At 36.9% G+C, this 26,973-nt stretch carries 29 protein-coding genes; 17 read left to right on the top strand and 12 right to left on the bottom strand.

Going from position 1 to position 26,973, the window contains the following annotated elements; all coding sequences use genetic code 11:
- Positions 1-8: 8 nt before the first annotated feature.
- Positions 9-638: a YczE/YyaS/YitT family protein gene (locus tag KFD70_RS09330; protein WP_336451488.1), complete on the bottom strand. Its 630-nt coding sequence runs from the start codon at positions 636-638 to the stop codon at positions 9-11.
- Between the two features lie 98 nt (positions 639-736).
- Here KFD70_RS09330 and KFD70_RS09335 point away from each other — a divergent pair, with 98 nt between their 5' ends.
- The 5 genes from KFD70_RS09335 to KFD70_RS09355 all read left to right on the top strand — a co-directional run bounded on the left by KFD70_RS09335 (position 737) and on the right by KFD70_RS09355 (position 5,204).
- Positions 737-1,714 carry a LacI family DNA-binding transcriptional regulator gene (locus KFD70_RS09335; protein ID WP_431613148.1) on the top strand — a complete coding sequence of 326 codons (978 nt, stop codon included), beginning with the start codon at positions 737-739 and terminating at the stop codon, positions 1,712-1,714.
- 81 nt (positions 1,715-1,795) lie between these two features.
- Positions 1,796-2,608 carry an SGNH/GDSL hydrolase family protein gene (locus KFD70_RS09340; RefSeq protein WP_431613149.1) on the top strand — a complete coding sequence of 271 codons (813 nt, stop codon included), beginning with the start codon at positions 1,796-1,798 and terminating at the stop codon, positions 2,606-2,608.
- Positions 2,605-3,522: an ABC transporter ATP-binding protein gene (locus tag KFD70_RS09345; protein WP_336451491.1), complete on the top strand. Its 918-nt coding sequence runs from the start codon at positions 2,605-2,607 to the stop codon at positions 3,520-3,522. The genes KFD70_RS09340 and KFD70_RS09345 overlap by 4 nt, the downstream gene beginning before the upstream one ends.
- Entirely contained in the window at positions 3,515-4,507 is a 993-nt protein-coding gene (locus KFD70_RS09350; protein ID WP_431613150.1) for an ABC transporter permease, read from the top strand. The genes KFD70_RS09345 and KFD70_RS09350 overlap by 8 nt, the downstream gene beginning before the upstream one ends.
- 19 nt (positions 4,508-4,526) lie before the next feature.
- Positions 4,527-5,204 carry a uracil-DNA glycosylase gene (locus KFD70_RS09355; RefSeq protein ID WP_431613151.1) on the top strand — a complete coding sequence of 226 codons (678 nt, stop codon included), beginning with the start codon at positions 4,527-4,529 and terminating at the stop codon, positions 5,202-5,204.
- Positions 5,205-5,244: 40 nt separating this feature from the next.
- On the opposite strand, the gene KFD70_RS09360 is transcribed toward KFD70_RS09355, so the two are convergent.
- The 3 genes from KFD70_RS09360 to KFD70_RS09370 form a co-directional block, all read right to left on the bottom strand.
- Positions 5,245-5,538, bottom strand: coding sequence for a DUF3817 domain-containing protein (locus KFD70_RS09360; protein WP_241816473.1), 294 nt, complete (start codon positions 5,536-5,538; stop codon positions 5,245-5,247).
- 394 nt (positions 5,539-5,932) lie between these two features.
- On the bottom strand, positions 5,933-6,754 hold the full coding sequence (locus tag KFD70_RS09365; protein ID WP_431613152.1) for a Cof-type HAD-IIB family hydrolase: 822 nt from the start codon (positions 6,752-6,754) through the stop codon (positions 5,933-5,935).
- A 220-nt stretch (positions 6,755-6,974) separates the two neighbouring features.
- Positions 6,975-8,258, bottom strand: a complete 1,284-nt coding sequence (locus tag KFD70_RS09370) for a purine/pyrimidine permease (RefSeq protein ID WP_336451495.1) — start codon at positions 8,256-8,258, stop codon at positions 6,975-6,977.
- Positions 8,259-8,838: 580 nt separating this feature from the next.
- Here KFD70_RS09370 and KFD70_RS09375 point away from each other — a divergent pair.
- Together KFD70_RS09375 and KFD70_RS09380 are read left to right on the top strand one after the other, a co-directional pair.
- The gene (locus tag KFD70_RS09375) at positions 8,839-9,135 is read left to right on the top strand and encodes a YwdI family protein (protein ID WP_336451496.1); all 297 of its coding nucleotides are present in this window, start codon (positions 8,839-8,841) and stop codon (positions 9,133-9,135) included.
- Positions 9,136-9,198: 63 nt separating this feature from the next.
- Positions 9,199-9,567, top strand: a complete 369-nt coding sequence (locus KFD70_RS09380) for a DUF423 domain-containing protein (protein ID WP_336451497.1) — start codon at positions 9,199-9,201, stop codon at positions 9,565-9,567.
- A 35-nt stretch (positions 9,568-9,602) separates the two neighbouring features.
- On the opposite strand, the gene gerQ is transcribed toward KFD70_RS09380, so the two are convergent.
- From gerQ to hemQ, 4 genes are all read right to left on the bottom strand, one after another.
- Entirely contained in the window at positions 9,603-10,043 is a 441-nt protein-coding gene (gene gerQ, locus KFD70_RS09385; protein ID WP_336451498.1) for a spore coat protein GerQ, read from the bottom strand.
- Between the two features lie 44 nt (positions 10,044-10,087).
- Positions 10,088-10,513: a cell wall hydrolase gene (locus KFD70_RS09390; protein ID WP_336451705.1), complete on the bottom strand. Its 426-nt coding sequence runs from the start codon at positions 10,511-10,513 to the stop codon at positions 10,088-10,090.
- A gap of 340 nt (positions 10,514-10,853) precedes the next feature.
- Positions 10,854-12,134 carry a serine hydrolase gene (locus KFD70_RS09395; RefSeq protein WP_336451706.1) on the bottom strand — a complete coding sequence of 427 codons (1,281 nt, stop codon included), beginning with the start codon at positions 12,132-12,134 and terminating at the stop codon, positions 10,854-10,856.
- A 194-nt stretch (positions 12,135-12,328) separates the two neighbouring features.
- A complete protein-coding gene (gene hemQ / locus KFD70_RS09400) occupies positions 12,329-13,072 on the bottom strand; it encodes a hydrogen peroxide-dependent heme synthase (protein ID WP_336451499.1) in 744 nt (247 codons plus the stop codon).
- A 391-nt stretch (positions 13,073-13,463) separates the two neighbouring features.
- Between hemQ and pta the strand changes: the two genes are divergently transcribed.
- Positions 13,464-14,435: a phosphate acetyltransferase gene (gene pta / locus KFD70_RS09405; protein ID WP_336451500.1), complete on the top strand. Its 972-nt coding sequence runs from the start codon at positions 13,464-13,466 to the stop codon at positions 14,433-14,435.
- Positions 14,436-14,469: 34 nt separating this feature from the next.
- Here the strand turns inward: pta and lipL are convergent, their stop codons facing one another.
- Positions 14,470-15,315 carry an octanoyl-[GcvH]:protein N-octanoyltransferase gene (lipL, locus tag KFD70_RS09410; protein ID WP_336451501.1) on the bottom strand — a complete coding sequence of 282 codons (846 nt, stop codon included), beginning with the start codon at positions 15,313-15,315 and terminating at the stop codon, positions 14,470-14,472.
- A 174-nt stretch (positions 15,316-15,489) separates the two neighbouring features.
- Here lipL and KFD70_RS09415 point away from each other — a divergent pair, with 174 nt between their 5' ends.
- The gene (locus KFD70_RS09415; RefSeq protein ID WP_336451502.1) at positions 15,490-16,080 is read left to right on the top strand and encodes a lipoprotein BA_5634 family protein; all 591 of its coding nucleotides are present in this window, start codon (positions 15,490-15,492) and stop codon (positions 16,078-16,080) included.
- 25 nt (positions 16,081-16,105) lie between these two features.
- On the opposite strand, the gene KFD70_RS09420 is transcribed toward KFD70_RS09415, so the two are convergent.
- Positions 16,106-16,771 carry an RsfA family transcriptional regulator gene (locus KFD70_RS09420; protein ID WP_336451503.1) on the bottom strand — a complete coding sequence of 222 codons (666 nt, stop codon included), beginning with the start codon at positions 16,769-16,771 and terminating at the stop codon, positions 16,106-16,108.
- A gap of 291 nt (positions 16,772-17,062) precedes the next feature.
- Between KFD70_RS09420 and KFD70_RS09425 the strand changes: the two genes are divergently transcribed.
- The 6 genes from KFD70_RS09425 (at position 17,063) to KFD70_RS09450 (ending at position 23,086) form a co-directional block, all read left to right on the top strand.
- A complete protein-coding gene (locus tag KFD70_RS09425; RefSeq protein ID WP_017153617.1) occupies positions 17,063-17,287 on the top strand; it encodes a YuzB family protein in 225 nt (74 codons plus the stop codon).
- 303 nt (positions 17,288-17,590) lie between these two features.
- A complete protein-coding gene (locus KFD70_RS09430; RefSeq protein ID WP_336451504.1) occupies positions 17,591-18,646 on the top strand; it encodes a FecCD family ABC transporter permease in 1,056 nt (351 codons plus the stop codon).
- Complete coding sequence (locus tag KFD70_RS09435; RefSeq protein WP_336451505.1) at positions 18,643-19,659, top strand: FecCD family ABC transporter permease; 1,017 nt, start codon at positions 18,643-18,645, stop codon at positions 19,657-19,659. Before KFD70_RS09430 ends, KFD70_RS09435 begins: the two co-directional genes overlap by 4 nt.
- Before the next feature lie 15 nt (positions 19,660-19,674).
- Complete coding sequence (locus tag KFD70_RS09440) at positions 19,675-20,487, top strand: ABC transporter ATP-binding protein (protein ID WP_174100841.1); 813 nt, start codon at positions 19,675-19,677, stop codon at positions 20,485-20,487.
- 202 nt (positions 20,488-20,689) lie between these two features.
- Positions 20,690-21,631 (top strand): ABC transporter substrate-binding protein, encoded by a 942-nt coding sequence (locus tag KFD70_RS09445; protein ID WP_336451506.1) that lies wholly within the window; start codon positions 20,690-20,692, stop codon positions 21,629-21,631.
- A gap of 150 nt (positions 21,632-21,781) precedes the next feature.
- Positions 21,782-23,086 carry an HD domain-containing protein gene (locus tag KFD70_RS09450; protein ID WP_336451507.1) on the top strand — a complete coding sequence of 435 codons (1,305 nt, stop codon included), beginning with the start codon at positions 21,782-21,784 and terminating at the stop codon, positions 23,084-23,086.
- 41 nt (positions 23,087-23,127) lie between these two features.
- Here KFD70_RS09450 and thmT read toward each other — a convergent pair whose 3' ends face one another.
- On the bottom strand, positions 23,128-23,313 hold the full coding sequence (gene thmT, locus KFD70_RS09455) for a 2-hydroxymuconate tautomerase (RefSeq protein ID WP_001147171.1): 186 nt from the start codon (positions 23,311-23,313) through the stop codon (positions 23,128-23,130).
- A 112-nt stretch (positions 23,314-23,425) separates the two neighbouring features.
- Here thmT and KFD70_RS09460 point away from each other — a divergent pair, with 112 nt between their 5' ends.
- Both KFD70_RS09460 and KFD70_RS09465 read left to right on the top strand, forming a co-directional pair.
- Positions 23,426-24,100 (top strand): site-2 protease family protein, encoded by a 675-nt coding sequence (locus KFD70_RS09460; RefSeq protein WP_336451508.1) that lies wholly within the window; start codon positions 23,426-23,428, stop codon positions 24,098-24,100.
- Positions 24,101-24,124: 24 nt separating this feature from the next.
- A complete protein-coding gene (locus KFD70_RS09465) occupies positions 24,125-24,634 on the top strand; it encodes a YwhD family protein (protein ID WP_336451509.1) in 510 nt (169 codons plus the stop codon).
- 82 nt (positions 24,635-24,716) lie between these two features.
- Here KFD70_RS09465 and KFD70_RS09470 read toward each other — a convergent pair whose 3' ends face one another.
- Positions 24,717-26,768 carry a transglycosylase domain-containing protein gene (locus tag KFD70_RS09470; protein WP_336451510.1) on the bottom strand — a complete coding sequence of 684 codons (2,052 nt, stop codon included), beginning with the start codon at positions 26,766-26,768 and terminating at the stop codon, positions 24,717-24,719.
- Between the last annotated feature and the right edge of the window lie 205 nt (positions 26,769-26,973).

Genomic DNA, 26,973 nt, shown 5'->3' on the forward strand with positions numbered 1-26,973 from the left:
GATGAAGCCTATTGAGCGTGATGCTCAATAGGCTTTTTTATGTTAAGGACCTTTGTGCCAATCTGAATAAATGCTTGAATAATCCAGCCTGTTGTAAATGAAAGGATAATTGTACCAAAGTAAATAGGACCGTCTAGTAAAAAGCTACATGTTAAAAATAAAAAGGCTAATGAAATTTCTGTTCTTCGAAATGTCCACTTTTTCTTTTCAGCCATGGTTAAGACGAATGCTTCTTGCGGTGCAGCACAGAGCTGTGTAGATACATAAATGCCAATTCCAGCGCCAACAAATAGATTTCCACAAATAAGTGTTATATATTTTGGAAGAGAGCGGATAGAATTCATAATGACATCGATAGAACCAATCCAATCAACAAAAACAGATATAAGAACCATAGTAACGATTGTTCCTATTGTAATGTGCTTTTTATTTAAAAACAGTACAATAATTGTAAAAGCGAAGTTAATCATAAAAATCCAAAAGCCAATACTTACTCCAAAATTTTGGTATAGGGCAATGAAAAATGAATCATAAGGACTAAGTCCAAAAGAAGTGATGGTTGTCATCATATTAATTCCGAGAGATAGAATGAGTAAGCCACCGATAAAAAATATATATTCTAGTTTGAATTGTATCATATGTTCCTAATCCTTTCTGAACGTGTTTGCTAGGAAAGGATATAATGTGAAAAGCTTACCAGGTCAAGGGAGAAATTTTGTAAAAAGGAGAGAATGAAATGACTAATATAAGAAAAATTGCCGAATTGGCTGGAGTATCTGTATCAACTGTTTCACGTGTACTTAATAATCATCCGTATGTGAATGAACAGAAACGAAAAGAGATTTTAGCCATTATAGAAGAGTTAAATTACACTCAAAATGTGAATGCAATTCATTTAGTGAAAGGAAAAACAAATGTAATTGGTGTTTTATTGCCGCATGTAAATGATCAATATTATAGTGCTATTATTGAGGGGATATCGAAAGAAACTGCAAAGAATAATTATCATATGATGCTTTGTCAGACGAATTATAGTGAAGAAAGGGAACTTGAAATTTTGCAGATGTTAAAAATGAAAAAGCTTGATGGAGTCATTATATGTTCCCGGACAAATGATAAGGAAAAGCTCGAGGAGTATACGAAATTTGGGCCAATTGTAGTTTGTGAAGAAATAGATTCGAATTTCATCTCGAGCGTACATATTGATTACTATAAAGTGTTTGCTCAAGGAATGAAAATCTTGATAGATACTGGTCATACTTGTATTGGATATTGTATTGGAAGAGACAATAGCATTAATAGTCAAAGAAGAAAACAAGCGTACGAGGATGCACTGCAACATATTTCTATTACACCTGCGGATAACTGGAAATTTAAAGGGTGTTTTAAGGTAGACGACGGGCGCAATGTAATAAGGGAATGGATAAAGATGCCTGTAAGGCCAACAGCATTCCTTGTTTCTTGTAACCATATTGCAGCAGGTATGGTAACAGAAGCAAAGAAACATGGGATTCGTGTTCCGGAAGATCTAGCGATTATTGGGTGTGACGATCAAGAAGTAGCAGATGTATTAGGAATTACAACGATTGCTCATTCTAGTAAAGCATTTGGTGCAAAAGCATTTGAGATACTATATGAGAAGATAAAAGATGAAAAGATAGATGTGAAGAGTATTGAACTCTTGCCGCAATTGACTATTCGTGAAACTACATAATTATAGAAGAGATGAAAATCGCTTTTCAAATGGGCGTTTGGTATAATATGGGCAATCTACCAGGCTAAAAGGGGTTTTGATATGAGATCAAAATTAATAAAAGGAATTTTACTCATTACAATCGTATCTTTTTGTTTATTTGCATATGGCTTTATTTCGGGTATTAATGATGTATTAAATCCGAAAGCTTCAAATTTAACTACGAAGACAGAACAAAAACAAGTAAAAGGGAAACAAAACCCAGGAACATTACAAGTTGTCAGCTTAGGTGATTCTTTAACTCGCGGCGTTGGTGATAAAGAAGGAATTGGCTATGTGGGGCGAGTAAAAGAAAGTCTACAAGAGGATTATAAACAAAAGGTTGCGTTAACGAATTTAGCTGTTAGTGGTGCGAAGATGCCAGATTTGTTAAAGCAAATAGAAAGCAGTGGTGCTCAATACTCCATTAAACAGGCAGATTTAATCGTTTTAACCATTGGAGGCAATGACTTATTTCCAGGCTGGGAATCACTTGAGAAGATAGACTTAGAAACATACCGTCCTGATACGCAAACGTTTCAAAATCAGGCGAAGCAAATTTTAGCTGAAATCCGAAAGTTAAACCAAGATAGTCCGATTTTTTGGCTTGGTTTATATAATCCATTTGAAGATGTAGAGGATTTAAAAGGCTCTTCATCGATTGTTGTAGATTGGAATGCATCTTTAGAGAAATTAGCAATAGATAATAGAAATGTATATATAACGCCAACGTTTGATCTGTTTCAAAGCAGAGGGAAAGAATTATTATACTCAGATCATTTCCATCCAAACGAAACAGGCTACTCATACATGGCAACTCGCTTATTACAAAATGTTGTAAGTAAGATGCAGCTAGATGGAGGAGAGGCGAAATGACGATAATACTTTCAGTGCGGGATGTAAAAAAGGTAATTGGGAAAAAGACGCTTGTGGAGAACATATCGTTTGATGTGAACCAAGGAGAAGTATTTGGATTTTTAGGTCCAAATGGAGCTGGGAAAACAACGACAATTCGGATGCTAGTTGGGCTTATTAAAGCAACTGAAGGTGAGATTACGATTGGTGGGTATAATATTCAAGGGAATTTTCGCGAAGCGATGCGACAAATTGGGAGTATCGTGGAAAACCCAGAACTTTATACCTATTTAACGGGATGGGAAAATTTAAAGCAATTTGCACGGATGCTTGGCGGTATATCAGATGAACGTATTTTAGAAATTGCGAAAATGGTTCACTTAGATGAACGTATTCACGATAAAGTAAAAACATATTCTCTTGGCATGAAACAACGTCTTGGAATCGCACAGGCTCTTCTTGGAAACCCGAAACTGCTTATATTAGATGAGCCAACAAATGGCTTAGATCCAGCTGGTATTAGAGAGATGCGGGAATTTATACATAAGCTTGTGAAAGAAGAAAATATGAGCGTCTTTATTTCGAGTCACTTACTAAGCGAAGTACAAATGATATGTGATCGCGTTGCGATTATTCATAAAGGGAAAATGATTACGGTTGCACCAATTGAAGAGTTAATTAAAACTGCGAGCGATCGTGTGGAATGGATTGTTACACCGATTGCAAAGGCGAAAAATATGTTAGAAGCGGCAGAAGAAGTAAGAGAAATTAGTGTAGACAATGAACGTTTACTTTGCCGGATGGACATTTCATCAATTAGTAATTGGAATAAACGCTTTGTAGAAAACGGAATAGATGTACATAGCGTGAAGGAACTTGTGTTTACGTTAGAAGATTTATTCATTGAACTCACAAGGAGTGAGCAGCATGCGTGAATTTGCGAATCTTGTTTTAAATGAATCAGAAAAAATCTATCGAAAGAAACGTATTTTTGTCGTTATGCTCATATTGGCAATCTTAATTCCTTTGTTTGTGTATGCACAGTATCGTGAAGTGCAAACAACACAAAAGCGCCTCGGTACGAGTGATTGGAAAGTAGCCCTTCAGCAGCAAATTGTTGATTCACAAAACCGTTTAAATAATTCAAGATTGCCAGAAGAATGGCGGGATTGGTTGAAAGTACGAGTGGAGCAACAACAATATTATTTAGATCATGATATTAATCCAACTGCACCGGGAGCACCGACATTTGTGCGAGCATTCATTGAACAGGGGATTACATTGTTTATTCCGCTTCTTGTAATGATTGTAGCGATTGATATTGTTTCAGGAGAACGAAGCGATGGAACGATGAAAATGCTTCTAACACGGCCGATTCGGCGCTGGAAAATTCTTCTCAGTAAATACGTGACGATGTTGTTATTTATCTCACTTATATTGCTCCTGGTAGGAATTTTTTCATACGCATTATCGGGCGTTGTTTTTGGATATTCTGGTTGGAACTTACCAGTACTTACAGGATTTGGGATAGATAAAGAAACATTAAATACAAATTTTGTTCATCTTATTCCGCAATGGCAATATATTTTAATGGCATATGGATTAGCGTGGTTTGTTGCAATTGTTGTGGGAACAATATCCTTTATGATTTCAGTGTTAATTCGTAATACACCAGCTGGTATGGGAGTCATGCTGGCAGCATTAATTGCAGGTGGTATCTTAAGTTCTTTCGCAACATCTTGGGAAGGGGCAAAATATATTTTTAGTGTAAATTTATCCTTAACAGATTACTTGTCAGGAAAGTTACCAGCATTGCAAGGTCTATCGATGAGCTTTTCATTGATGAATTTAACCGTTTGGGCAATAGCTTCTCTTATCGTTTCGTTTGTAGTCTTTACAAAGCAAGACATGGTTAATTAAGTGAAGAGGAAGTGAAGAGATGGAACATATTTTAAAGAATGATTGGGAGCCGTTACTTGCACCAGAATTTGAAAAACCATATTATCAGAAACTAAGGCAGTTTTTAAAAGAAGAATATAGTACCCATGTAGTATATCCAAATGCCAATGATATTTTTAATGCATTGCATTATACAAGTTATGGGGATACGAAGGTTGTCATTTTAGGACAAGATCCATATCATGGGCCAGATCAAGCGCATGGGCTAAGTTTTTCTGTACAACCTGGTGTGAAAACACCACCATCATTGCAAAACATGTACAAAGAACTGCATGCAGACCTTGGTTGTGAAATCCCGAATAACGGTTATTTAGTGAAATGGGCGGAGCAAGGCGTGTTATTACTAAACGCGGTGTTAACTGTCAGACAAGGGGAAGCAAATTCTCATAAAGGAAAAGGGTGGGAGCATTTCACTGATCGCGTAATTGAGCTTTTAAATGAACGAGATAAACCAGTGATTTTTATACTGTGGGGACGCCATGCACAGGCGAAGAAAAAGCTGATTACAAATGCAAATCATCATATTATTGAATCGGTACATCCAAGTCCATTATCAGTAAGACGCGGTTTCTTTGGAAGTAAACCATTTTCGAAAGTGAACGATATCTTATCTAGTATGAATGAGAAAGAAATTGATTGGCAAATTCCAAACCTATAAAAAAGGTAGCTAACAGGATAATTGTTAGCTACCTTTTTACTTATTGTGGTTCATTTTTTAATTTTGCATCTAGTACGAACGTACCAAATGGGATAACGGAAGCAATAAATGCACCTAAAGCCCATAAGATTGACTTACGATGTACGATTGTTACTTGAATCACTGCAAAGATGAATAGTATGAATAGTACGCCGTGAGCCATACCTGTAATTTTAACGGCTGCTGGAAAATCCGCGAAGTATTTTAGCGGCATTGCTACGAATAATAATAGTAGGAAGGAAATCCCCTCGACTAATCCAATTGCTCTTAATCTTCCGATTGGTGTAGATAACATGAAACAGCCTCCTTATAATATGAGCTTGTATATAGTAAATTTGTATTCTAATTCAAAATAAAATAGTCTATTTTGTTTCATTATATACAAAAACAAAGTTTACACTACCGGAATGTTGTAAAGTTCAAAATATCTTCACAAAGCTACGTATATTTAAATAAAAACCCATTTGAAGTGTTTGACTTCAAATGGGTTTTGTGAATGGATTTATATAAATTCAGATTGAAGAACTGATATAAAACCCCTCTTTTTAGATGGGAGAGAGAGTCAGTCCATGGATAGAAGCGGTCAGTGCCTGTTTTCGCCCCATGCCAAATGAAAACAAAGGGAGAAAGAGATTGTAAGTTACCTTTTGATTTCATAGCAGCAATGTATATGTTGAAAAATTTATATATTAAACTAGAACTTCAGTTTTAAGTACAAATTTCTCTACAACTTTAGCAACGCCGTCATTCATGTTTGTGTCTGTTACGTAGTTAGCAATTTCTTTAATATCATCTGGAGCATTACCCATCGCAACCCCAAGACCAGCAAACTCGATCATTGCTTGGTCGTTATAGCTATCACCCATTGCAATAACTTCTTCGCGCTTAATACCAAGCTTTTGAATCAGTTGATTTAAGCTTGTTCCTTTTGTAACACCAGCTTCTGTGAATTCTAAGAAAAATGGCTTAGAACGCATTACACTTAGTTTACCTTCTAATTGTTTTTGTAGTTTCTTTTCTACTTCTACAAGGCGCTCAGCTTCTTTATTCATTAATACTTTTACAACAGGTTCTTGCACAGCTGCTGTAAAACTATCTACTTGGATAATCGGCATGCCTGTCAGTTGACCTTCAATTTCTGTATATGGATTATTCTCTTCTGTTACGATATCATCTCCGACATACGTATGAATCCAAACGTCTTCATGCTTACTGATTTCATATAAACTGTGAACGATTTCAGGAGATAGTGTACTACTGAATAGTTCTTCATCTGTTTTACAGTTAATAATTTTAGCACCATTAAATGATAGGATAAAACTGCCGTATTCTTCTAAACGGAGTTCCTTTGCGATATGGCGCATACCAAATGTTGGACGGCCAGAAGCAAGTACAACCTTTACTCCTTGCTCTTGGGCTGTCATTAAAGCTTGTTTTGTACGTTCTGAAATTGTATGGTCATCGCGAAGTAAAGTATCATCTAAATCTAAAACAATCATTTTATAAGACATGTAAAAAATTCCTTTCTTTGTTGAAATAATGATTCGTATTGTTAGAAATTCAATCTAGCAAAATAATGAGGAATAAATAGTAAGACATCGAACTTCTTTAGAAAAAGTTTATTGGATTACTGTATTGTTAGGATAAATTATTATGGGCATATTGCCCATAATGATTTATCACTATCGTAACAACTCTGAAAATAGAGTGCAATAATGGAAGTTTTCCAATTTATAATGGCTGTTTTTCCTTTGAACGGGAAAATAAAACTTCAAGCAAAATAGTCATGACAGAACCGAGTACAAGGCCATTGCTTAAAAATGATGCTAAAAATGGTGGCAGGGTCGAAAAAGCCTGCGGTGGGACAAACATAACACCGATTCCTGTGAAAAGAGACAGACCAGCGACGCGGAATAAACGCTCTTTATTTTCTACGGTGTCATATTCACGAAAGGCAAGACCAATCATACTTGCAAATACAGGATAAATGGCAGCATATCCAACAGCGACAGGAATAGCGGCAAAGAATGATGTAATCTTTGGAAATATACTAATTACAATAATAAAACTTGATCCTAATATGAAAGGAAGGCGTTTATAAATATTTGTTGTTGCAATAAATCCAGCTGATCCTGAAATAGCCACAGGTCCAATCGCTGAGAACAAACCACCTAACAATTGGTTAATTCCTGTTATAATACCAGCTTGTTTAAAGCGATCTTGGACTGCGTCTTTTTCGTATTTAGAAACAACTTTTTGTACAACACGAATGCTTGCTAACATGTTTGTTAAAAGTAACAGTGTAACAAATATAACGGTGATCGCCATGTTCCATTCAATGCGAGGCGTCCCAAAGACAAATAGGGATGGAAGTCGAATCATGTCTGTTACCGGTGTAATAGGATTAGACAATCCGAAACATGCAAATAAAATCCATCCAAAGACAATGCTGAAAAGAACAGAGTATTGTCCAATAATAGGTAACTTCATAATGAAAAATGATAGTAAAATAACAATAAGTGAAAGAATGAATACATTTGCTTGTACTTCGGAATGTTTACCATCTAGGCCAAACATTCCCTTTAGGAAGGCACCACTTAGCTGGGCGACAAGAAGGAATAAATATGTTCCAATTACTGTCGGTGTAAAATATCGAACAAGTTTATCAATAAGCCCCAAAACACTAAGGATAATACAAATAATACCACTTAATAAGAAAGCGTATTGCAAGACTCGAAGTGTTTCACTGTTAGATCCAAATAATACAACACCTAGACTTGCATATAGTGAGAAAATTCCCCACCAAAGACCAGCTGGGCCTTCTTGGATAGGAAGCCTATGACCAAATATAGCTTGCAGAAGACCAGCGAAACCAAGAACAAATAACGTTCGTTGTACAAATGCAATGGCTTCAGCACCTTCAAGTCCATAACTGGCCGCAACGCTAATTGGTACAATGAGGCTTCCAGCCAAAATAAACAACGCCCACTGCAGGGCGGAAAGAAATGTTTTCATCATATCGACCTCTTTCGTAGATTCCGCTTCTAGTATATACGTATTTTATTTCCTCTGGCAAAGATTGTAGTGGAGAAAAGAGTTGAAGAAGAATAGGAATACAAAAAATAAAACTACTTCGTATTATTCCTGTTAGGGTAGTAGTAATGAGTATTGAGGGGAATTTAGCCCGTAAAAGCCCGATTCGTGGGGACTAATTATCAGTGGGAGATGAAGAAAACCCCCACTGATTAAAGTTTCACTTTATTTCATGCAATGCGGAGGAAGAAGATGGATAAACAAATAGCAGGAAAAATTAAAATAACATGATATGATAATAGTATTCGGTCTATATAAATACAAAATAAAAAAACGACATAAAATCATTCTTTATAGGTGGAAAGAGAGAATCCGGCGATGGATAGAAGCCGTCAGTGCCTTTTTTAGCCCCATGCCAAGTGAGAACAAAATGAGAAAACAAGTGGAGATCTTCTTTTGTTTTCATAGCCGCGACTTAGGTGCTTGAAAATCAAAGTGGATATATATAGTAGAGAAACTAGGGCAATTTGAGAAAGAACTACAAAGTAAGAGGTGACACGGAATGCAAGTATCTAGCGATAAGATCTTAAATAAAATGGCAAATGAAATTGCGAAAGCAAAAAGCAGTGAAGGACAGAAGGCAAAAGAACATTTATCAGTTGTTCGTGCTTTATGTGATTTACTTTTAGATGAACAGAGTGAATCTCATACGTATGTAGAGCCAAAATTACAATCACAAGTTATATCATCTCATCCGATGACAATGACAGCAACAACTCAGCAAGTCGTACCAGTTTCGGGGGAACCTGTATACATGAAGGAAGAGGATGCAAACGGCAATTCTTTATTTGATTTTTAGGAGTTAAAAAGGTTGGCTTATATGTAAAAATTTCTTATCATAAAGATAAAAAGGGGAATTCTAATGAAAATCTTCTTCTTATTAGGCTGTATTGCAGCTGGATTATCTGTTGCATTAGGTGCTTTTGGTGCACACGGTTTAGAAAATAAGATTTCTGCAAAAATGTTAGAAGTTTGGAAAACAGGTGTTACATATCAAATGTTTCATGCCGGAGGATTGTTTATTGTTGCTTTATTAATGGATAAAATTCAATCTTCCCTTCTAGGTGCAGCAGGCTGGTTTATGGTAGCTGGAATTATTATGTTCTCTGGAAGTCTATATGCATTAAGTACAACAGGTATTAAGTTTTTTGGACCGATTACACCACTTGGTGGCGTCGCGTTCATCGTAGGCTGGATTTTACTAGGAACTGCAGTTGTAAAAGGGTTATAAAGACAAAACAAAAGCTGGCAAACGCCAGCTTTTTTTTATGATCTTGGGGGATAGGTTGCTTGTTGGCTTGGTAAATATACAATTTCTTCCGGGAATTCTACGTAATCTAAGTAAATCATAAGTAGTAAGAAACGTTTTCCAGATTGAGGTTCACTGATTACGATATGATCACGACCAGCAGCCTCAATAATGCCTGTATAAGATTGTGTTCCAAGTGAACTACCACGCTCGTATGTCATAACAACAGTTGCTCTTTTCCCTTTGTTTAAACGAAGGATGTTTTCGATATAGGATTGTTCTAGTGGTAGCATACCTTGAGATACTGCAAACTGTGCTTGCGCTTGTTGTTGCATCGCTTGTTGTTGCATTGCTTGTTGTTGCTGAGGTGTCATTTGTTGCTGTTGTTGTCCTGGTGGTAACTGGGTTCCAGAAGGTTGAAAAAAAGTTCCATAGAATGGATTTTGTTGCTGTGCCATAATAAATCGTTCCCTCCCCTTAAAAATTAAAATGTAGAATAAAACTAACTATATACACCTGGGCAGTCCTCTCCTGATGGTTGGAAAAAGCAGTGCTTTTTAAAACGACCAGTATTTTGTTGATTATACCAAGTTGGTGGACAAGGACCGTCTGGCCTGAAAAACCATAAAGCAAAATTAGCAGGCCAAAATCGTTGACCTTCAATAACACGTCTTGCAAGGGCGATATCTTGTTCGCGTGCACGCTGGTAAAAATACCCCTTTTGTGTCGCTTCAAAACCACCAGGCCTTTGAAATACCATTTGTTGTAGATTACGTATGTTCTTGAAGTCTAAACAATTTCCTCTAACACGATTTACACCTACATTCCCAACCATTAGCATGCCTTGCTGTCCTTCTCCTTCAGCTTCAGCTCGCATAAGTCTTGCTAATAATTTTACATGTTCTTCGTTATAAGAAATTACACCCATTTGTTTCACCTCTCTTCCACCATTTTTACAGAAAGAGGAGTTGGTAAAAACGGTGTAGAACAATTACTAGTTCATACGTATGAGAAAAAGAAGCCAGATATGACAACCAAACAAAGTTTTAAGAAGTGGGATTTTGATGTTATATACATCCATAAGTCATTGCTGCGGAGGATAAAGATTTTTCCTGCTGCTTTCACTTAGTGGCATGGGGTAGGAAGTTCTATGCATAGCTGGATGCTCAATTTCGCCTAAAAGAAAAGGAGTTATGTCAAGTTTTTTATTTGGATTTATATAGAGGGAGAGACATAATAAAAAAGCTAGCAATTTGCTAGCTTTTTTATTATCCAAACACTTTTGACCACATATTTGAGAAGAAGTCACCAATGGATCGTATTGTTAATACGATCCAATTTGCTTTTTCTACTTCTTCTGTTGTTTTTGCAGTGACTTTCATTTTGTTGCTTCCATTTAAGAATCCGTATTGGTCAGTTGACTCTAAAACGAGCGAGCCAACTTTTGTATCTTTTTTTATAGGTGCTACTAATTTTCCATCTTCAGCAAGTGATTTATCTGCTTCAGTGGAAACTTTGTAAGGTGGTTTGCTACCTTTTTTCGTGATTACCGTTATCTCTTTTTCAGGCGTCACAGTTACGTTGTCTTCTTTTCCTTTTACAACAGAAAGTGTATTATTTTTATCTACTTTCAATTTCTGTTTTTCAAAGTTATTAAAACCGTAATCAATTAATTCACGGGATTCCGTAAAGCGTTCATCCATTGATTTTGTCTTAATAATAACGGAGATAAGACGTAAGTCACCGCGTTTTGCTGTAATTGTAAACCCATATCCAGCTGTATCTGAACTTCCCGTTTTTAAACCATCTGTTCCTTCGTAAGCGAAAGCGGCCCCGGGCAACATCCAGTTCCAGTTTTCCATACGGATTGGCTTTGGATGGTTATCTGGGAAGTTTCTAAATCTTTGTTTTGTATCTTCTAGCATTTCTGGATACTTTTTAATAATCGTTTTTGATAGAATACCCATGTCACGAGCTGATAAGGAGTTTTCTCCGTTCGGATCGGTTCCTTCCGGATGCTTTCCTTTTAAATCAGCGTTATTTAATCCAGTAGCATTTACAAATTTATATTTCTTTAACCCTAGTTTTTTTGCATGTTCATTTGCAAGATTTAAGAAGTTCTTTTCACTTCCTGCAAGAAGTTCAGCAAGTGCAATGCTGGATCCATTTGCAGAGAAGATAACAATAGAATGATATAATTCTTTAACTGTATATTGTCGCCCTTTTTCGAAAGGAACATTGGAGAATTCATTATTACGGGAAATTTCATAAGCGTAATCAGAGATATTTACTTTTGTATCCCATGTGATTTTTCCTTCTTTAATAGCCTCTAAAACGGAGTAAACAACAATAAGTTTTGACATACTGGCAATAGCTAGTAATTCATCTGGATTTTGTTCATGTAGTATTTTCCCTGTATCTGCATCAAAAAGAATGGCAGCGGCAGCTTCTATTTGTATTTTTTCTTCTGCAGGGGAGGTTGTTACTCCTGAGGAAGAAAATGACAATAGAAACACTAGTAAAATAGATAAAATTTTCCTCATATAAATTATCACCTTCGCATCGTTATTAGCATATAGCTCGTACCATCTTAGCGTAATTTCGAATATAAGAAGGTTATGATTTAATAGGGAATTTGACAAATTTTTGTCTGTTATTGTTTAAATTTGATGAAAAAAGAGGATTTTTGAAGGTATTTTGTAGGATATTAAGAAAAAGGAACGAATTTCGTTCCTTTTTTGTATTATACATATAAAAATTTAGCTACTTTTTCGCTTGGCAAAATGTTACCAACGAAGAAAGTACCAAATTCACCATAGCGAGCACTTACTTCATCAAAGCGCATTTCATATACAAGTTTTTTGAATTGAAGGATGTCGTCAGCGAATAGTGTTACGCCCCACTCGTAATCATCGAAGCCAACAGAACCAGTAATGACTTGACGAACTTTACCTGCGTATTGACGACCGATTTTTCCGTGGCTGTACATTAGTTTTTTGCGGTCTTCCATCGGAAGCATGTACCAGTTGTCATCTCCTTGACGACGCTTGTCCATTGGATAGAAACAAATGTGTTTTGCTTCTGGTAATTCTGGGTATAAGCGTGCTAAGATTTGTGGATTTTGGTATGGATCTTCGTCAGCTGGCAGGTAGTTACTTAGTTCAACAACAGATACGTAAGAGTATGCAGGAACCATATATTCAGCTAATGTTGTTTTATTTAATTCTGTTTCGATTTCATTTAATTCTTCCATTGTTGGACGTAAAATCATAAACATAATATCAGCTTTTTGCCCAACAACTGTATACATTGCATGGCTACCTTGCTTTGCGGCAGCTACTTTATTCCATTTCTCAATGACGTTTAAAAATTCAAACATCGCTTGTCCGCGTTCGTCACTAGATAATGTTTTCCATGCTGCCCAGTCGATAGAACGTAAATCATGTAAACAATACCAACCATCTAACGTTTTTGCTGCTTCACTCATTCTATTCACCTCAGTTAATGATATTTTACACGTTAACTATAGCATATATAGGTTTAAAGTCACCCATGTAAAGCTCGGGTGCATAAAATTGTCACATTTTAAAATGCTAGAAAGGGGAGTATGTATACATTCATTTTGTTTTCAATTGGCATGGGGCAGGAAAAGCCCCTGACCGCTGCTATGCATGGGCGGATGCTCTTTTTCATCTAAAAAAAGAAAGGTTATATATCTCTTATATCCATAGATAAATGGAAAATTAATAGGGCTGAATTTTATGAAAATATAATCATTTTCATTTTACCTATTTTTTAGGAGCTATAAGTTTAAAATATAGATGAAAAGAAGTATTCTTAAAGGTAGAGTTTTTTAACATTTGTAGGAGGGTTTATTCGTGAGCGATTTATTTACAACAGTAAAAGAAAAAGTTCAAGGAAAAGGCATTTCTATCGTACTTCCTGAAGGAACTGATGAAAGAATTTTAGGCGCTGCAGAGCGTTTAGCAAAAGAAGAGTTAGTAAAACCAATTTTAGTTGGTAATAAAGAAGAGATTAGCGCAAAAGCTGCTAGCATGAACTTAACATTAGCAGGCGTTGATATTTACGATCCAGCTACATATGAAGAAATGGATGCAATGGTAGCATCTTTCGTTGAACGCCGTAAAGGTAAAGCAACAGAAGAAGCTGCTCGTGAAATCTTAAAAGACGAAAACTACTTTGGTACAATGCTTGTATACATGGGCAAAGCACACGGTTTAGTAAGTGGTGCAGCTCACTCTACAGCTGACACAGTTCGTCCAGCACTTCAAATCATTAAAACAAAACCAGGCGTTACAAAAACTTCAGGCGTATTTATCATGGTACGTGAAGATGAGAAGTATGTATTCGCTGATTGCGCAATCAACATTGCACCAAACAGCCAAGATTTAGCTGAAATTGGTATTGAAAGTGCAAAAACTGCCGAGCTATTCGGTATCGATCCACGCGTTGCAATGTTAAGCTTCTCTACAAAAGGTTCTGCGAAATCTCCAGAAACAGAAAAAGTTGTAGAAGCAACTCGCATTGCAAAAGAAATGGCTCCTGAGCTAACATTAGATGGTGAGTTCCAATTTGACGCTGCATTTGTACCATCTGTAGCCGAGAAGAAAGCACCAGGTTCTGTTATTAAAGGTGATGCGAACGTATTCGTATTCCCAAGCTTAGAAGCTGGTAATATCGGTTATAAAATTGCACAACGTTTAGGTAACTTTGAAGCAGTGGGACCAATCTTACAAGGTTTAAACATGCCAGTAAACGATTTATCTCGCGGTTGTAACGAAGAAGAAGTGTACAAGTTAGCTTTAATTACAGCAGCTCAAGCACTATAAAAACGAAAGGCCTCGCTATATAGCGGGGCCTTTGTTATTTCTCAAGACTAAGTGCTTTATTATTACGGTCAATAATACGCTGCAAGTTCATTTCATATAAAGGAACTTCATCCACAGTTAATTGTGATGGTGTTAATTGCGGCGCAAACTGCTGCAGTGTTTTTAATAAACGCATCATTAAATCTTGAACGGTAATTGTTTCACCGAGTAATTCAGATAAAGAAGCCATTGTGCTCGGTACAATTTCAGGATACGTAAATCTTGTTTCTTCACCTTGAATTGCCAAGTTGTAAAAATCACGAACCAGTGCCGCACGTTCGGAGCCGCTACCTGTAGCACATAAGTAAATTTGTACAGCAACCCCTCCGCGAATGCGGCGCTGCGAAATACCTGCGAATTTCTGATTACGAATGCTTAGATCATAGCTACCAGGACAATAAGAGCCAACGATTTCTTTTGCCTCGATATCAACATCGTAATCTTTTAACATTTCTTTAATTAAATGCCACATCGTATCATATCCAAGGTCGATATCAATTCCTTTTTCGTTTTCTTGAAATAGAAGCGATACGTTTAAAACTCCTTCATCAAGTACGACTGCAAGACCGCCTGAATTACGAACAATGACATTGAAATCCTTCTGTTTTAAAAAGGAGATTCCCTCCTGTAAATGAGGAAGACGAGAATCTTGAATACCAAGAACAATTGTATTGTGATGAACCCAAGAGCGCATTGTCGAAGCAGATGTACCATTTCCGATTGTTGTGCACAATGTATCATCCATAGCGAATGATTGAAGTGCGTGGAAGGTCTGACCTAAACTGGACTGATCTACAATGCGCCACTCTGGTTGAGATAAAATGGAACGGGAATTGCTCATATAACTAACCCCTTATTTATAAAATAACAACCTTTATTATAACAAAAAAGAGAGAGGAGAGTTGTGAAAAAGAACCTTACGAGATTGTAATGTTACTGTAAGGAAAGGCGATTGGTAAAAGCCACTATGCTCGTTAAACTAAGAATTGTAATTATAGTTTTAGGAGGAATACAAATGAAAAAAGTAAAATTAGGACTTGTAGCGATTATGTCAGCTGCAGTATTTAGTGGTTGCTCGATTATGGATATGATTGCCCCACAAGCAAACGGCGTGATTATGTATGGTGATGACGCAGCGGTACAGAAAAAAATGGATCAATATAAAGATAAAATGGAATCTCAGCATAAATTTGAAGCAAAATTTGGTACCTTTAATGATCAAAAAGTATTAATTATGAGTAAAACAACAGCAGACAAAATGGTAAAAGAAAAAGTACTGAGAAAAGTAGAGGGAGACGATGTAAAACCAATTACAACACTTCCATCTATTTCTGATGATGCAGGGGTTGTATTTGCGAAAACGGAGCAAAATGATGTAGTGATTGATGGGAAGAAAATGAAGTATGAAGGCAATATAATTATTGGCGATGCACGTAAATACGCAGATATGTATGCAGTTGTAAGCGATGCAGCATATCAAAAAATGAGTCAACCAGTAAAAGTAATTGGATCGGCAGTATTTAAAGAAAATCCGAAAAAAGAGATTTTCCCAGATATAAAGAACGATTCTAAAATAGAAGAAGCTCATATGATTGAGGCGAAATAAAAAGGATGCATTCATCGCATCCTTTTTATTCTGCAATTTTTTCTAAATTGCCGTTTCGATCCATACGGAAAGAAGTTTGCGTAGGCTCTTCATCATCCATTAATGCTAATTTACGAGCGCGGTTCATAATATTCATGAGCGTTTCGTAATCTTCTTGTACTGTATTAGATTGTTGTTCTAGCTTTTCTAATTTCTTTTCTAACTCTTCATTACGAAGTATCTGTGCTTTAATTTCTTGTTTCAATCTCGTATTCTCGTTTTCGAGTGCTGTTACTTTTACGTTTGAAGATCCTACTGTTTGTAAAAAGTAAATCACATCTTGCATTGTTATAGAAGTGCTAGATACAACTGGTTCTGAACGAGGAACAGTTGTGTTTACAACGAGTTCTTCATCATTCGTAATTACCGCTGAAGCTGGTGGCGTATAAAGGAGGCGTTTTTTTGCCTGTTCGCCGCTAGCGGCACGCATTTTATCTTTTCGATGTCTTTTTGCTAGCTGTAAGGCTTGTTCGTAGCTATAACGAACAACAGCATTCCAGCGAAATCCACAAGCAGCTGAGGTACGGTTTAATTGATCGCCAACCTCTTCAAATGCATTTAATTGTGTACTTCCTTCTCGAACATGACGTAGTACGGTTTCTGCAAGTAATAAATCGTCCTCGTCTGTCCAAGCATCTTGTCTTACTTTCATAGATTCAACTCCCTTTCTTTTTATGAACTTCCTATTTTTATAATGGGCAAAAGAAAGGGCTTTTATACAAAGCTTTTAAAAATATGGTAGATTTTGATGGAAGTAAGAAATTGGTGCACGAATGAAGAGAGTTTATAAAGGGAAAAATGAAGAGGGAAAGTGAGGTTTTCTATCGCGTAGGAATCATAGAGGGGAACTTGCATCAAGCCCCAAAGAGCGGTAAAATACCATTTAGTGTTTATTGTTAAATGTACTTGTGAAAAGTTAAAAATAGAGGAAGTGTTGTATAGAATGGGAAACGAATTTCGTGTGTGTGATGATTGCCAGGCGACGAACATTAAGACCTTGATACCAAAGCTCAAAAAAGTAGATTCATGTGCAAATATTGAAGTTGGATGTCAATCTTATTGTGGACCAGGTCGTAAAAAATCATTCGCTTTTGTGAATAATCGTCCGGTTGCAGCGCCAAACGAAGATGAACTGATTAAGAAAATTGAAGCGAAACTAAATAAGTAAGAAGAGTGAATAATTTACTCTTCTTTTTTTATTGCTGAAATTTAAAATTATTTTTAGATACTGATATACAGTAAACATGTACCAATGGATAAACGTCATATTATGATATTGGTTTCATATCAATTACATTAGTTTGATATTGCAAAATAATGGTTGACAGCCTTTTATACCGGTAGGTAGAATAGAATTGTGATTCTGAGAATCATTATCAAAAAAGGTGGACACACCTAGTTTTCTTTTGCTGTTTCTTGAGAATAAATCTCATTTTATTAAATATATGTTGTTGGTTAGGATGGTTGAGGGATGGAAGCAAGCGCGAGGAATATTGAACAACAGGAAGTAAATGTGAAAGAGATTAAGAGTAGACCGCTCATTGCTTCTATTATTTTAATAGCGGGAACAATTTTGTTAGCTTTAAGTATGGCAACTTCAATCTCATTTGGTGCAGCGGATATTAGTTTACAGACTGTATGGCAAGCTATCTTTCAGTTTGATGGTTCTTTGACGCATCATAATGTGATTTGGGAGCTGCGCATGCCTAGGGCAATTGGCGGAGTTGTTGCTGGTGCCTTTCTAGCGGTATCCGGTGCAATTATGCAAGGGATGACGCGGAATCCACTTGCATCTCCATCATTAATGGGGATTACTGATGGAGCGGTATTTGGGATTGCAATTATGTATGCGTTTTTCCCAAATTCACCGTATTTAATGTTTGTTATCGCTTCTTTTATTGGAGCAGCATTTGGTGCAAGTATTGTATACGGAATTGGGGCATCTTCACCGGGCGGATTAACACCTGTTAAATTAGCGTTAGCTGGAGCGGCAATTAGCGCCCTACTCGGGGCTATTTCATCTGGTATCGCACTCTATTTCAATCTTGCACAAGAGGTGAGCATGTGGAATGCAGGCGGCGTTGCTGGTGTGAAATGGCAGAGTATTGATATGCTCCTGCCCATTGGACTTGTTTGTCTTGTTATAGCGATTATGATGTCGAGATACATTACAATTTTAAGTTTTGGTGAAGAAATTGCAATTGGTCTTGGTCAAAATACAACATTAATTAAATTTATCGGAACTATACTTGTGCTTGTGTTAACAGGTTCAGCAGTATCTATGGCAGGTTCCGTTGGGTTTGTTGGGCTTGTCATCCCGCATATGACACGTTTTCTTGTCGGTTCAGATTATAGATGGGTAATTCCATGTTCTGCTGTATTAGGTGGATTGTTAATTGAATGTGCGGATATGCTATCACGAATTATTAATCCGCCGTTTGAAACACCAATTGGAGCAATTACAGCACTAATTGGCGTTCCATTCTTCCTCTACTTAGCACGTAATGAAGGGAGAGGGAAAATGTGAAGACAACCGTCTTAACAAAAAAGAACGTTTCAATCGTAACAATTTTAGCTTGTTTAATTGTTTCAGTATTTCTTATTAGCTTAAATACAGGAACATTTAAAATTCCACCAATGGACGTATTAAAATCATTGGTTGGATTAGGAGCAGAAGATCAGTCAGTTATTTTATTTGAATTTCGTATGCCACGTATGGTAATTGCTATATTAGTGGGTTCAGCATTAGCAATGTCCGGTGCAATTATGCAAGGATTATCACGAAATCCGCTTGCTGATCCTGGAATTATCGGTATTAATGCCGGTGCAGGATTAACTGTTGTTATTTTCGTATACTTCTTTTTTGGAAAAGTAGGAACTGGTACTCTTCTGTCCGTATTCATTCTTCCATTCTTTGCATTAGTCGGTGCAATACTAGCAGCAGTCATTATTTATGTATTGGCATGGAAGGACGGCGTTTCATCAACTCGTTTAATACTTGTTGGTATCGCAGTCGCAGCAGGGTTTGGTGCTGTTAGTTTAATTTTTTCAATGAAAATGACATCGAATGATTTCCGCTTTGCAACGATTTGGTTAGCGGGAAGTTTATGGGGAACAGACTGGAAATTCGTATTAAGCGTACTTCCGTGGATGCTTATCTTTTTACCAATTGCGATTCGTAAAGCACATGTGCTAAATGTAATGAATTTAGGAGATGCTGCGGCAGTTGGACTTGGTGTAAACGTAGAGAAAGAAAGACGAAAATTATTATTTATTGCTGTTTGTTTAGCGGGAGCGTCTGTTGCAGTCGCTGGTGGAATTGGCTTTATTGGTTTAATGGCACCGCATTTGGCGAGGCGACTTGTCGGCGGGAAACATCAAATTATGTTGCCGACAGCAGCATTAATTGGAACATTCCTTCTACTATTTGCAGATTTGATTTCAAGAAGTGTACTAACGACATCTGAAATACCGGTCGGTCTTGTTATTTCTGTAATTGGTGCACCGTATTTCATTTATTTACTTATGAGGACAAAATAAAGGGAGGCTTTTTTTATGGCAACTTTAGCGGTTGATTCGGTATCTGTTGGCTATAATGAAGGGTTAATTATCGATGGATTGTCAGTGGAAATTCCAGAAGGGAAAATTACAACAATTATTGGACCGAATGGATGCGGGAAATCCACATTGTTAAAAACAGCTTCTCGTATTTTAAAAGCAAAACGAGGTACTGTATATCTTGATGGAAAAGCAATTGAGAAGCAGCCGACAAAAGAAATCGCAAAGAAAATGGCGATTTTACCACAAACTGCAGAAGTGCCGACAGGTCTTACTGTGTTTGAACTTGTTTCATATGGACGTTTCCCCCACCAAAAGGGATTTGGGACGCTGAAAGAAGAAGATTACCGTTATATTCACTGGGCGCTTGAAGTAACAGGGATGACAGAGTTTGCGAACCGTCCAGCAGAAGCTTTATCAGGTGGTCAACGCCAACGTGTATGGATTGCAATGGCTCTTGCGCAAGGAACGGATTTACTTGTATTAGATGAACCAACGACATACTTAGATATGGCCCATCAACTGGAAGTATTAAATTTATTGAAAAAGTTAAATCAAGAAGAAGGCCGCACAATCGTTATGGTTATTCATGATTTAAATCATGCTTCTCGTTTTTCAGATCATATGATTGCGTTAAGAGCGGGTAAGTTAATGAAGCAAGGAACACCAGATGAAGTTATGACGTGCGAAACGCTTCGCAATGTATTTGAAATTGAAGCGCAAATTGTTCCATGTCCTGTAAACTGTAAACCGATTTGCTTAACTTATGATTTAACAATGATAAATAAACAAGTACGTAAGCAAGCATAAGAGAAATCCTCTTCCTATCCGTATTTAGATAGGAGGGGGATTCTAATGGACGTTGAGCTCCTCATTTAGCATGGGAAGTTGAACGCCCGTTAGAACGGGTTACATACAACGATTAATAAATATATATTAATGCAATGTTGTTTGTGGTTTCTTATAGTTATATACAACTTATAAGAGAAATACATCCAGAGGGAGTGGAAATATGAAGAAGTTTAAAGTAGCATTACTAGCAATGGTATTAGTTGTTACTTCTGTACTATTTGCAGCTTGTTCTTCTGACAAGAAAGAAGAAAAGAAAGCAGACGCAAAAGCGGAAGAGCGCACTGTACAACATGCAAAAGGTGAAATTAAAATCCCTGCAAATCCAAAGAAAATTGCTGACCTTAGTGGTTCAACAGAAGAATTATTAATCTTTGGAATGAAACCAATCATTACTGCAAATACGTCTCAAGAAAAAATTGATGCACATATTGCAAATAAATTAAAAGATGTAAAACCAGTTGGCTCTGCTTGGGGCGACAAAATTAACATCGAAGCAGTAGCTGCTGCAAAACCAGATTTAATTCTTGTGAACAATCGTCAAGAAAAAATCTATGATCAATTATCTAAAATTGCACCAACTGTTATGTTAAAAACTCCATTAGATCAATGGCGTCCAAAGTTTGAAGAGTTAGGTAAAATCTTCGATAAAGAAAAAGAAACAACTGCATGGTTCAAGAAATATGATGAAAAAGCAAGCAAGTTACACGATAAAATCGTGGCAAAAACTGGCGATGCGAAATTCATGAAAATGGCTGCATATCCAAATGCATTCCGTGTATACGGTGACTACGGTTACGGTAGCGTAATCTTCAAAGATTTAAAATTACCAGCAGTTCCAGGTACACCAATGGATAAACCATTAGTACAAGTACAAAAAGAAGCATTAATCGATTACAACCCAGATTACTTATTCGTATTTACAACTGGTGACGGTTCTCAGCGCTTAAAAGAATTCCAAGAAGAAACAATTTGGAAAAACATGAACGCTGTTAAGAACAACCACGTATTTACAATTAAGAGCGAAGATCTAAATAAAGGATACTTCCCACTTGGTAAAGAAATGATCTTAGACGAAATTGCTGAGTTCGTTTTAGGAAAATAGTAAACAAAGAAAATCACTTTCGCCTTGGCGAAGGTGATTTTCTTTGTATATAGGGGAATTTTATGCATTTCTATAGTCTTTCGTTTCTTTCTGTTTCCTATTTCGTTTATAATATAAAGTAAGAATGCAGTAAGGAAGGAGGGTGTCGATATGGTATATTTAAACGACAAACTCAGCGAAACAAAAGTGTTTAAAGACCCAGTACATAAATATGTACACGTGCGTGATCGTGTCATTTGGGATTTAATCGGAACGAAGGAATTTCAACGTTTGCGCCGTATTAAGCAGCTTGGAACGACATTTTTTACATTTCATGGTGCGGAACATAGTCGCTTTACTCATTCATTAGGTGTATATGAGATTATTCGTCGTATGATTGATGATGTGTTTGATGGCAGACCAAATTGGAATGCAGAAGATAGATTATTATGTTTATGTGCAGCGCTCTTGCATGATGTTGGACATGGTCCGTTCTCACATTCCTTTGAAAAAGTTTTTTCATTAGATCATGAGAAGTTCACGCAGAAAATTATTGTCGGTGATACGGAAATCAATGATGTACTTAGCCGTGTAGACCGAGAATTTCCACAAAAAGTAGCAGATGTGATTGCGAAAACGTCTGATAATAAATTAGCGATTAGTATGATCTCTAGTCAAATTGATGCAGATCGTATGGATTATTTATTAAGAGATGCTTATTTTACTGGTGTAAAGTATGGGAACTTTGATATGGAGCGTATACTCCGTGTGATGCGCCCGTATGGAGATCAAGTCGTGATTAAAAATAGCGGTATGCACGCTGTTGAGCATTATATTATGAGCCGCTATCAAATGTACTGGCAGGTATATTTCCATCCGGTAACGCGCAGTGCAGAAGTGATTTTAACAAAGATTTTACACCGTGCCAAAACATTGCATGAGCAGTATTATACATTTAAGTATCATCCGGTTCATTTCTATTCTTTATTTGAAGAAGAAGTAACAGTAGAGGATTATTTAAAACTAGATGAGAATGTAATGTATTATTATTTCCAGGTATGGCAAGATGAAGATGACCAAATTCTAAGTGATTTATGTCGTCGTTTTATGAACCGAAATCTCTTTAAATATGTAGAATTTACAGAGAAGCACGGTTTAGATAATTGGATGGAATTAAGTAGTTTATTTAAAAAGATTGGACTTGATCCAGAGTACTATTTAGTTGTGGATTCAACATCGGATTTACCGTATGACTTTTATCGTGCTGGAGAAGAAGAAGAGCGGCTTCCAATCTTACTTCTTATGCCAAACGGAGATCTCAGGGAGCTTTCACGTGAATCTGATATCGTAGAAGCGATTACTGGTAAGAAGAGAACAGATCAAAAACTCTTCTATCCGCATGATTTAATCTATGAAAACGGAAGAAAAGGAAAATATAAAGAGAAAATTATTGAGTTATTAGAAGGGAAAAAATAAGAAGCAGCCTCAGGACTGCTTCTTATTAAAGAAACTTGAGATTATTTGTCGCTTAAGCGTTTTCCGCCAACTGCGTAATGATTTTTAGACATTTCTTCGATGAAAACAACGATGTTTTCTTCTGGAGCACCAGTTGTTTCGCTTACTGCTGCAGTTACTTTCTCAGCAAGAGCTTTCTTTTGTTCTTCTGTGCGTCCTTCTAGCATTTTCACTGTTACGTATGGCATGTACAATCGCTCCTTTTATGTAAGTTACAATCTTATTATAACGGATTCTAGAGAAGAACAATCGGAAAAACAAATATTTTCTTTTTTCGACATAATGAAGAGGAGATGAAGTATGGAGAATTTTTTTGTATATCCACTGCACCAAATACCGTTGGTCGCAATGGCTATTGTTATTGCATTGTCTGTGCATGAATTTGCACATGCATATGTTGCATATAAGTTTGGAGACGATACTGCGAAAAGGCAGGGGCGTTTAACGTTATCACCAATGTCTCATTTAGATCCGATTGGTATGATTGCTATATTAATCATTGGATTTGGTTGGGCGCGCCCAGTTCCTGTTAATCCGTATAATTTTAAAAAGCCACGTCTTGCTGGCGTACTTGTTTCGATTGCAGGGCCAATTAGTAACCTCATTTTGAGTGCGATCGGGTTAATGATTTGGTATAGCATGATAAGATTTGGATTGTTAGATGCCATTCCATTTGCAGTGGCAGATACATTACGACAATTCTTTCAAATTTTTATTACTCTTAATATCGTTTTACTTGTTTTCAATTTATTACCGATTCCGCCGCTTGACGGATATCGCGTGATTGAAGATTTAGCACCAGCAAATATTCGTGCGAAAATGACGCAATATGAGAAATATGGAGCAATTGCTTTATTGATTCTTGTTATTACACCGCTTGATCGTTATACAATTCAACCAATCTTCCAAGTGGTTATTCCATATGTATTAGGTATTTTGCACAGCATTATTGCACCTATATTTGGGATTATGTAATAAATGAGTGAGGAGGACTTACATATGACAGAGAAAAAGAAAAAAATTGGTTTTAATATCGTGAAGAATGATTCAACAGATGGCCATGGTGGCTTTGGTGTTGGAGCACTAAGTTTAGAAAATATTTCACCTGTTTTCGTAGATGTAATTGAGCAAACAGCATTCGTTGATATTGGGGCGATGCATGCACGTAGTACTGTTGAAAAGGGAATTAAATTTTTAACGAATAAAGACGAAGTTCCAAATGGAAAGCCGTATTGGCTCGTATGGGTAACGATTGAGAGAACAGCAAAAGGTGCTTATTATGCAGGCGTAACAGCTTGTGAAATGACAGTTGACCGTGAAATTCGCCGTGGTTATAAATCACTTCCGGAGCATGTAAATAAGATGGATAAATCATTAAAACGTCACATCATGGTTGACCATATGGATGAATCATCTAAAAAAGTGCTTGGAACATTCTTGAAAGAGCATAATGAAGCAATTTGGAATGAATCTAGTGAAGAATTGCGTCAAGCATTATTAGGAGAATAATTTTAAGGCTACCAGGAGAAATTCTGGTAGCCTTTGTTTTATTATTTTATGTCGTATATTGTGGAATCACCGATATGTTGGATTACCATGGAAAATACTTTTTCCACCAGCCTTCTTTTTTCTTTTCTTTGCTAGCCTTCTCGAATTCTTCTTTGTCATCCACATGATCTATGCAGTATTCGGTTGGTTCTGTTCCTTTTGTAAAATACATTTTTACAGAGACAGGACAGCTTTTCGTTGCGATTTTCCCATTTTCGGGATTGATATTTACAGCAACAACGTCACTTGGTTGTTTGAAATCCTTTTTAGGTTGACCGTCTAGTCCTTTTTCCATCGTAATGGCCCAAATTTTCTTGGCGTATCCTTGCTCAGCCGGATTGGAAATAGATTTCGGCCTGTCGTATCCTACCCAAACACCAGTTACAATTTGTGGTGTGAAACCAATCATCCAGCTATCTGTTTCTGTGGAACCAGACTTTCCTGCATACGTGCGTGATAGTTTTGGAAGAAGAGAATGTCCTGTAACAGATGCATAACCACTTAACTTGTCATTGAACATTCCTGTCATCATCTCTTCCATTACAAACGTATTGTTTTTATCGAGAACTTGTTTACTTTGTAGATGCGCATCATATAAAATGTTTCCTTCGTTATCGACAACGCGACGGATAAAGGTTGGTTTTACTTGTTTTCCTCCGTTTGCAAACATACTGTACGCTCCTACCATTTCAATTGGTTTGACAGGAGAAGTACCAAGGGCAAGGGAGGGTACGTCTTTTAATGAACTTGTAATACCGAATTGTTTTGCAGTTTTAGCAAGAGAATCTTCGCCTAAAAATAAATGTGTTTTCACAGCATATACGTTATCTGATACTGCAAGAGCTTGCGCCATCGTTACAAAATCATCGGCATAATAGTCTTTATAATTTTTCGGTTTATACTTAGAAACACCATCGCCTAATGTAAACACTGTATACTCACTTTTTAAGCGTGTCGCTGGTGTAAATCCTTTTTCGAGTGCGGCGTAATATAAAAACGGTTTAAAGGTGGACCCTGGCTGGCGAGCTGCTTGAATCGCTCTGTTAAATTGGCTCTCTTTATAATCTTTTCCACCAACAAGAGCTGCTACTTCCCCTGTTTTTGGGTTCATTGAGACAAGAGCGGTTTGTATACTAGTTGTTTCTGGAATCGTATCTTTTACAGCTTGCTCAGCTATTGTTTGTAGTTTTTGATCTAGTGTTGTATAGATACGGAGTCCACCGCGCTGCAGAGTTTGCTCATCGAGTCCAATGTCATGGAGGAGAGATGATTGTACAGCATCCTGAAAATAAGGTGCAATTTCTGTGACCTTTTTTGTTTCTAACGAAGCAAACGCAAGCTTTTCTTTTTTAGCAGAGGATGCTTGATTTTTTGTAATATATCCTTGCTCTACCATTTCATCTAAAATAATGGATTGTCTTGTTTTTGCCCGTTCTTCTTTTACATAGGGAGAGTATACGCTAGGGCCTTTTGGAATGCCGGCTAACATACTTGCCTCTGCTAATGTTAAGTCACTAGCGGATTTATTAAAGTAAAGACGGGAGGCAGCTTCAATACCATAAGCGCCGTGTCCATAATAAATCGTATTTAAATATCCTTCTAAAATATGATTCTTATTGTAGTTGACTTCAAGACGAATCGTATATATTGCTTCTAAAGCTTTTCGCTTCCAAGTTTTATCATGGTCCAAATATAGATTGCGGGCATACTGCTGTGTAATGGTACTAGCACCTTGAACCTTTGCCATTGCTTTTATATCTGCAACGATTGCGCCGGCAATTCGTTTCATATCGAAGCCATGATGATTATAAAAGCGTTGGTCTTCAATAGAGAGTGTCGCTTCTCTTACATAGGGAGAAATTTGGTCGAGTGACACATTATAACGATTCTGCATTCCATTACTTTGTCCCATTACAGTATCATCGTTAGCATAAAAGGTACTTGTCTGCGGAACAGCAATGGGAGGTGGTCCCATAATCTTTGCAGCAATAATGATAATAAAAAAAGAAAAAACGAAAAAAAGAACGCATGAAAAAAGTGCGGTGAAGAAAAGACGTTTATATTTTTTAAGTTTTGGATTTATAGTTTGATCCATCTTTTTCATCCCCTCATCATATACTTTTATCCCGCTATTCGAGGGCAGTCCCCCCACCTCAAACTTTAGCAAAGGCAAAGAAGTAAGGTGGAGGGATAAACTGTCCGTAACAGCCCGATTGGTGAAGGCTAATAATTCAGTGAGGATGAGGATCTCCCACTGATTAAAGTTTCACTTTAATAGTATTGAGGGTTTTTTCGTATTT

This window comes from Bacillus pfraonensis (assembly GCF_050768835.1).
Classification (GTDB): Bacteria; Bacillota; Bacilli; order Bacillales; family Bacillaceae_G; genus Bacillus_A; species Bacillus_A pfraonensis.

What these genes read in the sequence shown, in the direction of transcription:
- lipL (WP_336451501.1), bottom strand. Translation starts at nt 15,315, where the DNA reads ATGAGCAATTCCCGTTCCATTTTATCTCAACCAGAGTGGCGCATTGTA.
- KFD70_RS09450 (WP_336451507.1), top strand. Translation starts at nt 21,782, where the DNA reads ATGGTATATTTAAACGACAAACTCAGCGAAACAAAAGTGTTTAAAGAC.
- KFD70_RS09365 (WP_431613152.1), bottom strand. Translation starts at nt 6,754, where the DNA reads ATGTCTTATAAAATGATTGTTTTAGATTTAGATGATACTTTACTTCGC.
- gerQ (WP_336451498.1), bottom strand. Translation starts at nt 10,043, where the DNA reads ATGGCACAGCAACAAAATCCATTCTATGGAACTTTTTTTCAACCTTCT.
- KFD70_RS09425 (WP_017153617.1), top strand. Translation starts at nt 17,063, where the DNA reads ATGGGAAACGAATTTCGTGTGTGTGATGATTGCCAGGCGACGAACATT.
- KFD70_RS09340 (WP_431613149.1), top strand. Translation starts at nt 1,796, where the DNA reads ATGAGATCAAAATTAATAAAAGGAATTTTACTCATTACAATCGTATCT.
- KFD70_RS09335 (WP_431613148.1), top strand. Translation starts at nt 737, where the DNA reads ATGACTAATATAAGAAAAATTGCCGAATTGGCTGGAGTATCTGTATCA.
- KFD70_RS09375 (WP_336451496.1), top strand. Translation starts at nt 8,839, where the DNA reads ATGCAAGTATCTAGCGATAAGATCTTAAATAAAATGGCAAATGAAATT.
- KFD70_RS09360 (WP_241816473.1), bottom strand. Translation starts at nt 5,538, where the DNA reads ATGTTATCTACACCAATCGGAAGATTAAGAGCAATTGGATTAGTCGAG.
- KFD70_RS09415 (WP_336451502.1), top strand. Translation starts at nt 15,490, where the DNA reads ATGAAAAAAGTAAAATTAGGACTTGTAGCGATTATGTCAGCTGCAGTA.
- KFD70_RS09350 (WP_431613150.1), top strand. Translation starts at nt 3,515, where the DNA reads ATGCGTGAATTTGCGAATCTTGTTTTAAATGAATCAGAAAAAATCTAT.
- KFD70_RS09470 (WP_336451510.1), bottom strand. Translation starts at nt 26,768, where the DNA reads ATGGATCAAACTATAAATCCAAAACTTAAAAAATATAAACGTCTTTTC.
- KFD70_RS09370 (WP_336451495.1), bottom strand. Translation starts at nt 8,258, where the DNA reads ATGAAAACATTTCTTTCCGCCCTGCAGTGGGCGTTGTTTATTTTGGCT.
- KFD70_RS09355 (WP_431613151.1), top strand. Translation starts at nt 4,527, where the DNA reads ATGGAACATATTTTAAAGAATGATTGGGAGCCGTTACTTGCACCAGAA.
- KFD70_RS09345 (WP_336451491.1), top strand. Translation starts at nt 2,605, where the DNA reads ATGACGATAATACTTTCAGTGCGGGATGTAAAAAAGGTAATTGGGAAA.
- thmT (WP_001147171.1), bottom strand. Translation starts at nt 23,313, where the DNA reads ATGCCATACGTAACAGTGAAAATGCTAGAAGGACGCACAGAAGAACAA.
- KFD70_RS09380 (WP_336451497.1), top strand. Translation starts at nt 9,199, where the DNA reads ATGAAAATCTTCTTCTTATTAGGCTGTATTGCAGCTGGATTATCTGTT.
- KFD70_RS09330 (WP_336451488.1), bottom strand. Translation starts at nt 638, where the DNA reads ATGATACAATTCAAACTAGAATATATATTTTTTATCGGTGGCTTACTC.
- KFD70_RS09440 (WP_174100841.1), top strand. Translation starts at nt 19,675, where the DNA reads ATGGCAACTTTAGCGGTTGATTCGGTATCTGTTGGCTATAATGAAGGG.
- KFD70_RS09445 (WP_336451506.1), top strand. Translation starts at nt 20,690, where the DNA reads ATGAAGAAGTTTAAAGTAGCATTACTAGCAATGGTATTAGTTGTTACT.
- KFD70_RS09420 (WP_336451503.1), bottom strand. Translation starts at nt 16,771, where the DNA reads ATGAAAGTAAGACAAGATGCTTGGACAGACGAGGACGATTTATTACTT.
- KFD70_RS09460 (WP_336451508.1), top strand. Translation starts at nt 23,426, where the DNA reads ATGGAGAATTTTTTTGTATATCCACTGCACCAAATACCGTTGGTCGCA.
- KFD70_RS09430 (WP_336451504.1), top strand. Translation starts at nt 17,591, where the DNA reads ATGGAAGCAAGCGCGAGGAATATTGAACAACAGGAAGTAAATGTGAAA.
- hemQ (WP_336451499.1), bottom strand. Translation starts at nt 13,072, where the DNA reads ATGAGTGAAGCAGCAAAAACGTTAGATGGTTGGTATTGTTTACATGAT.
- KFD70_RS09390 (WP_336451705.1), bottom strand. Translation starts at nt 10,513, where the DNA reads ATGGGTGTAATTTCTTATAACGAAGAACATGTAAAATTATTAGCAAGA.
- KFD70_RS09465 (WP_336451509.1), top strand. Translation starts at nt 24,125, where the DNA reads ATGACAGAGAAAAAGAAAAAAATTGGTTTTAATATCGTGAAGAATGAT.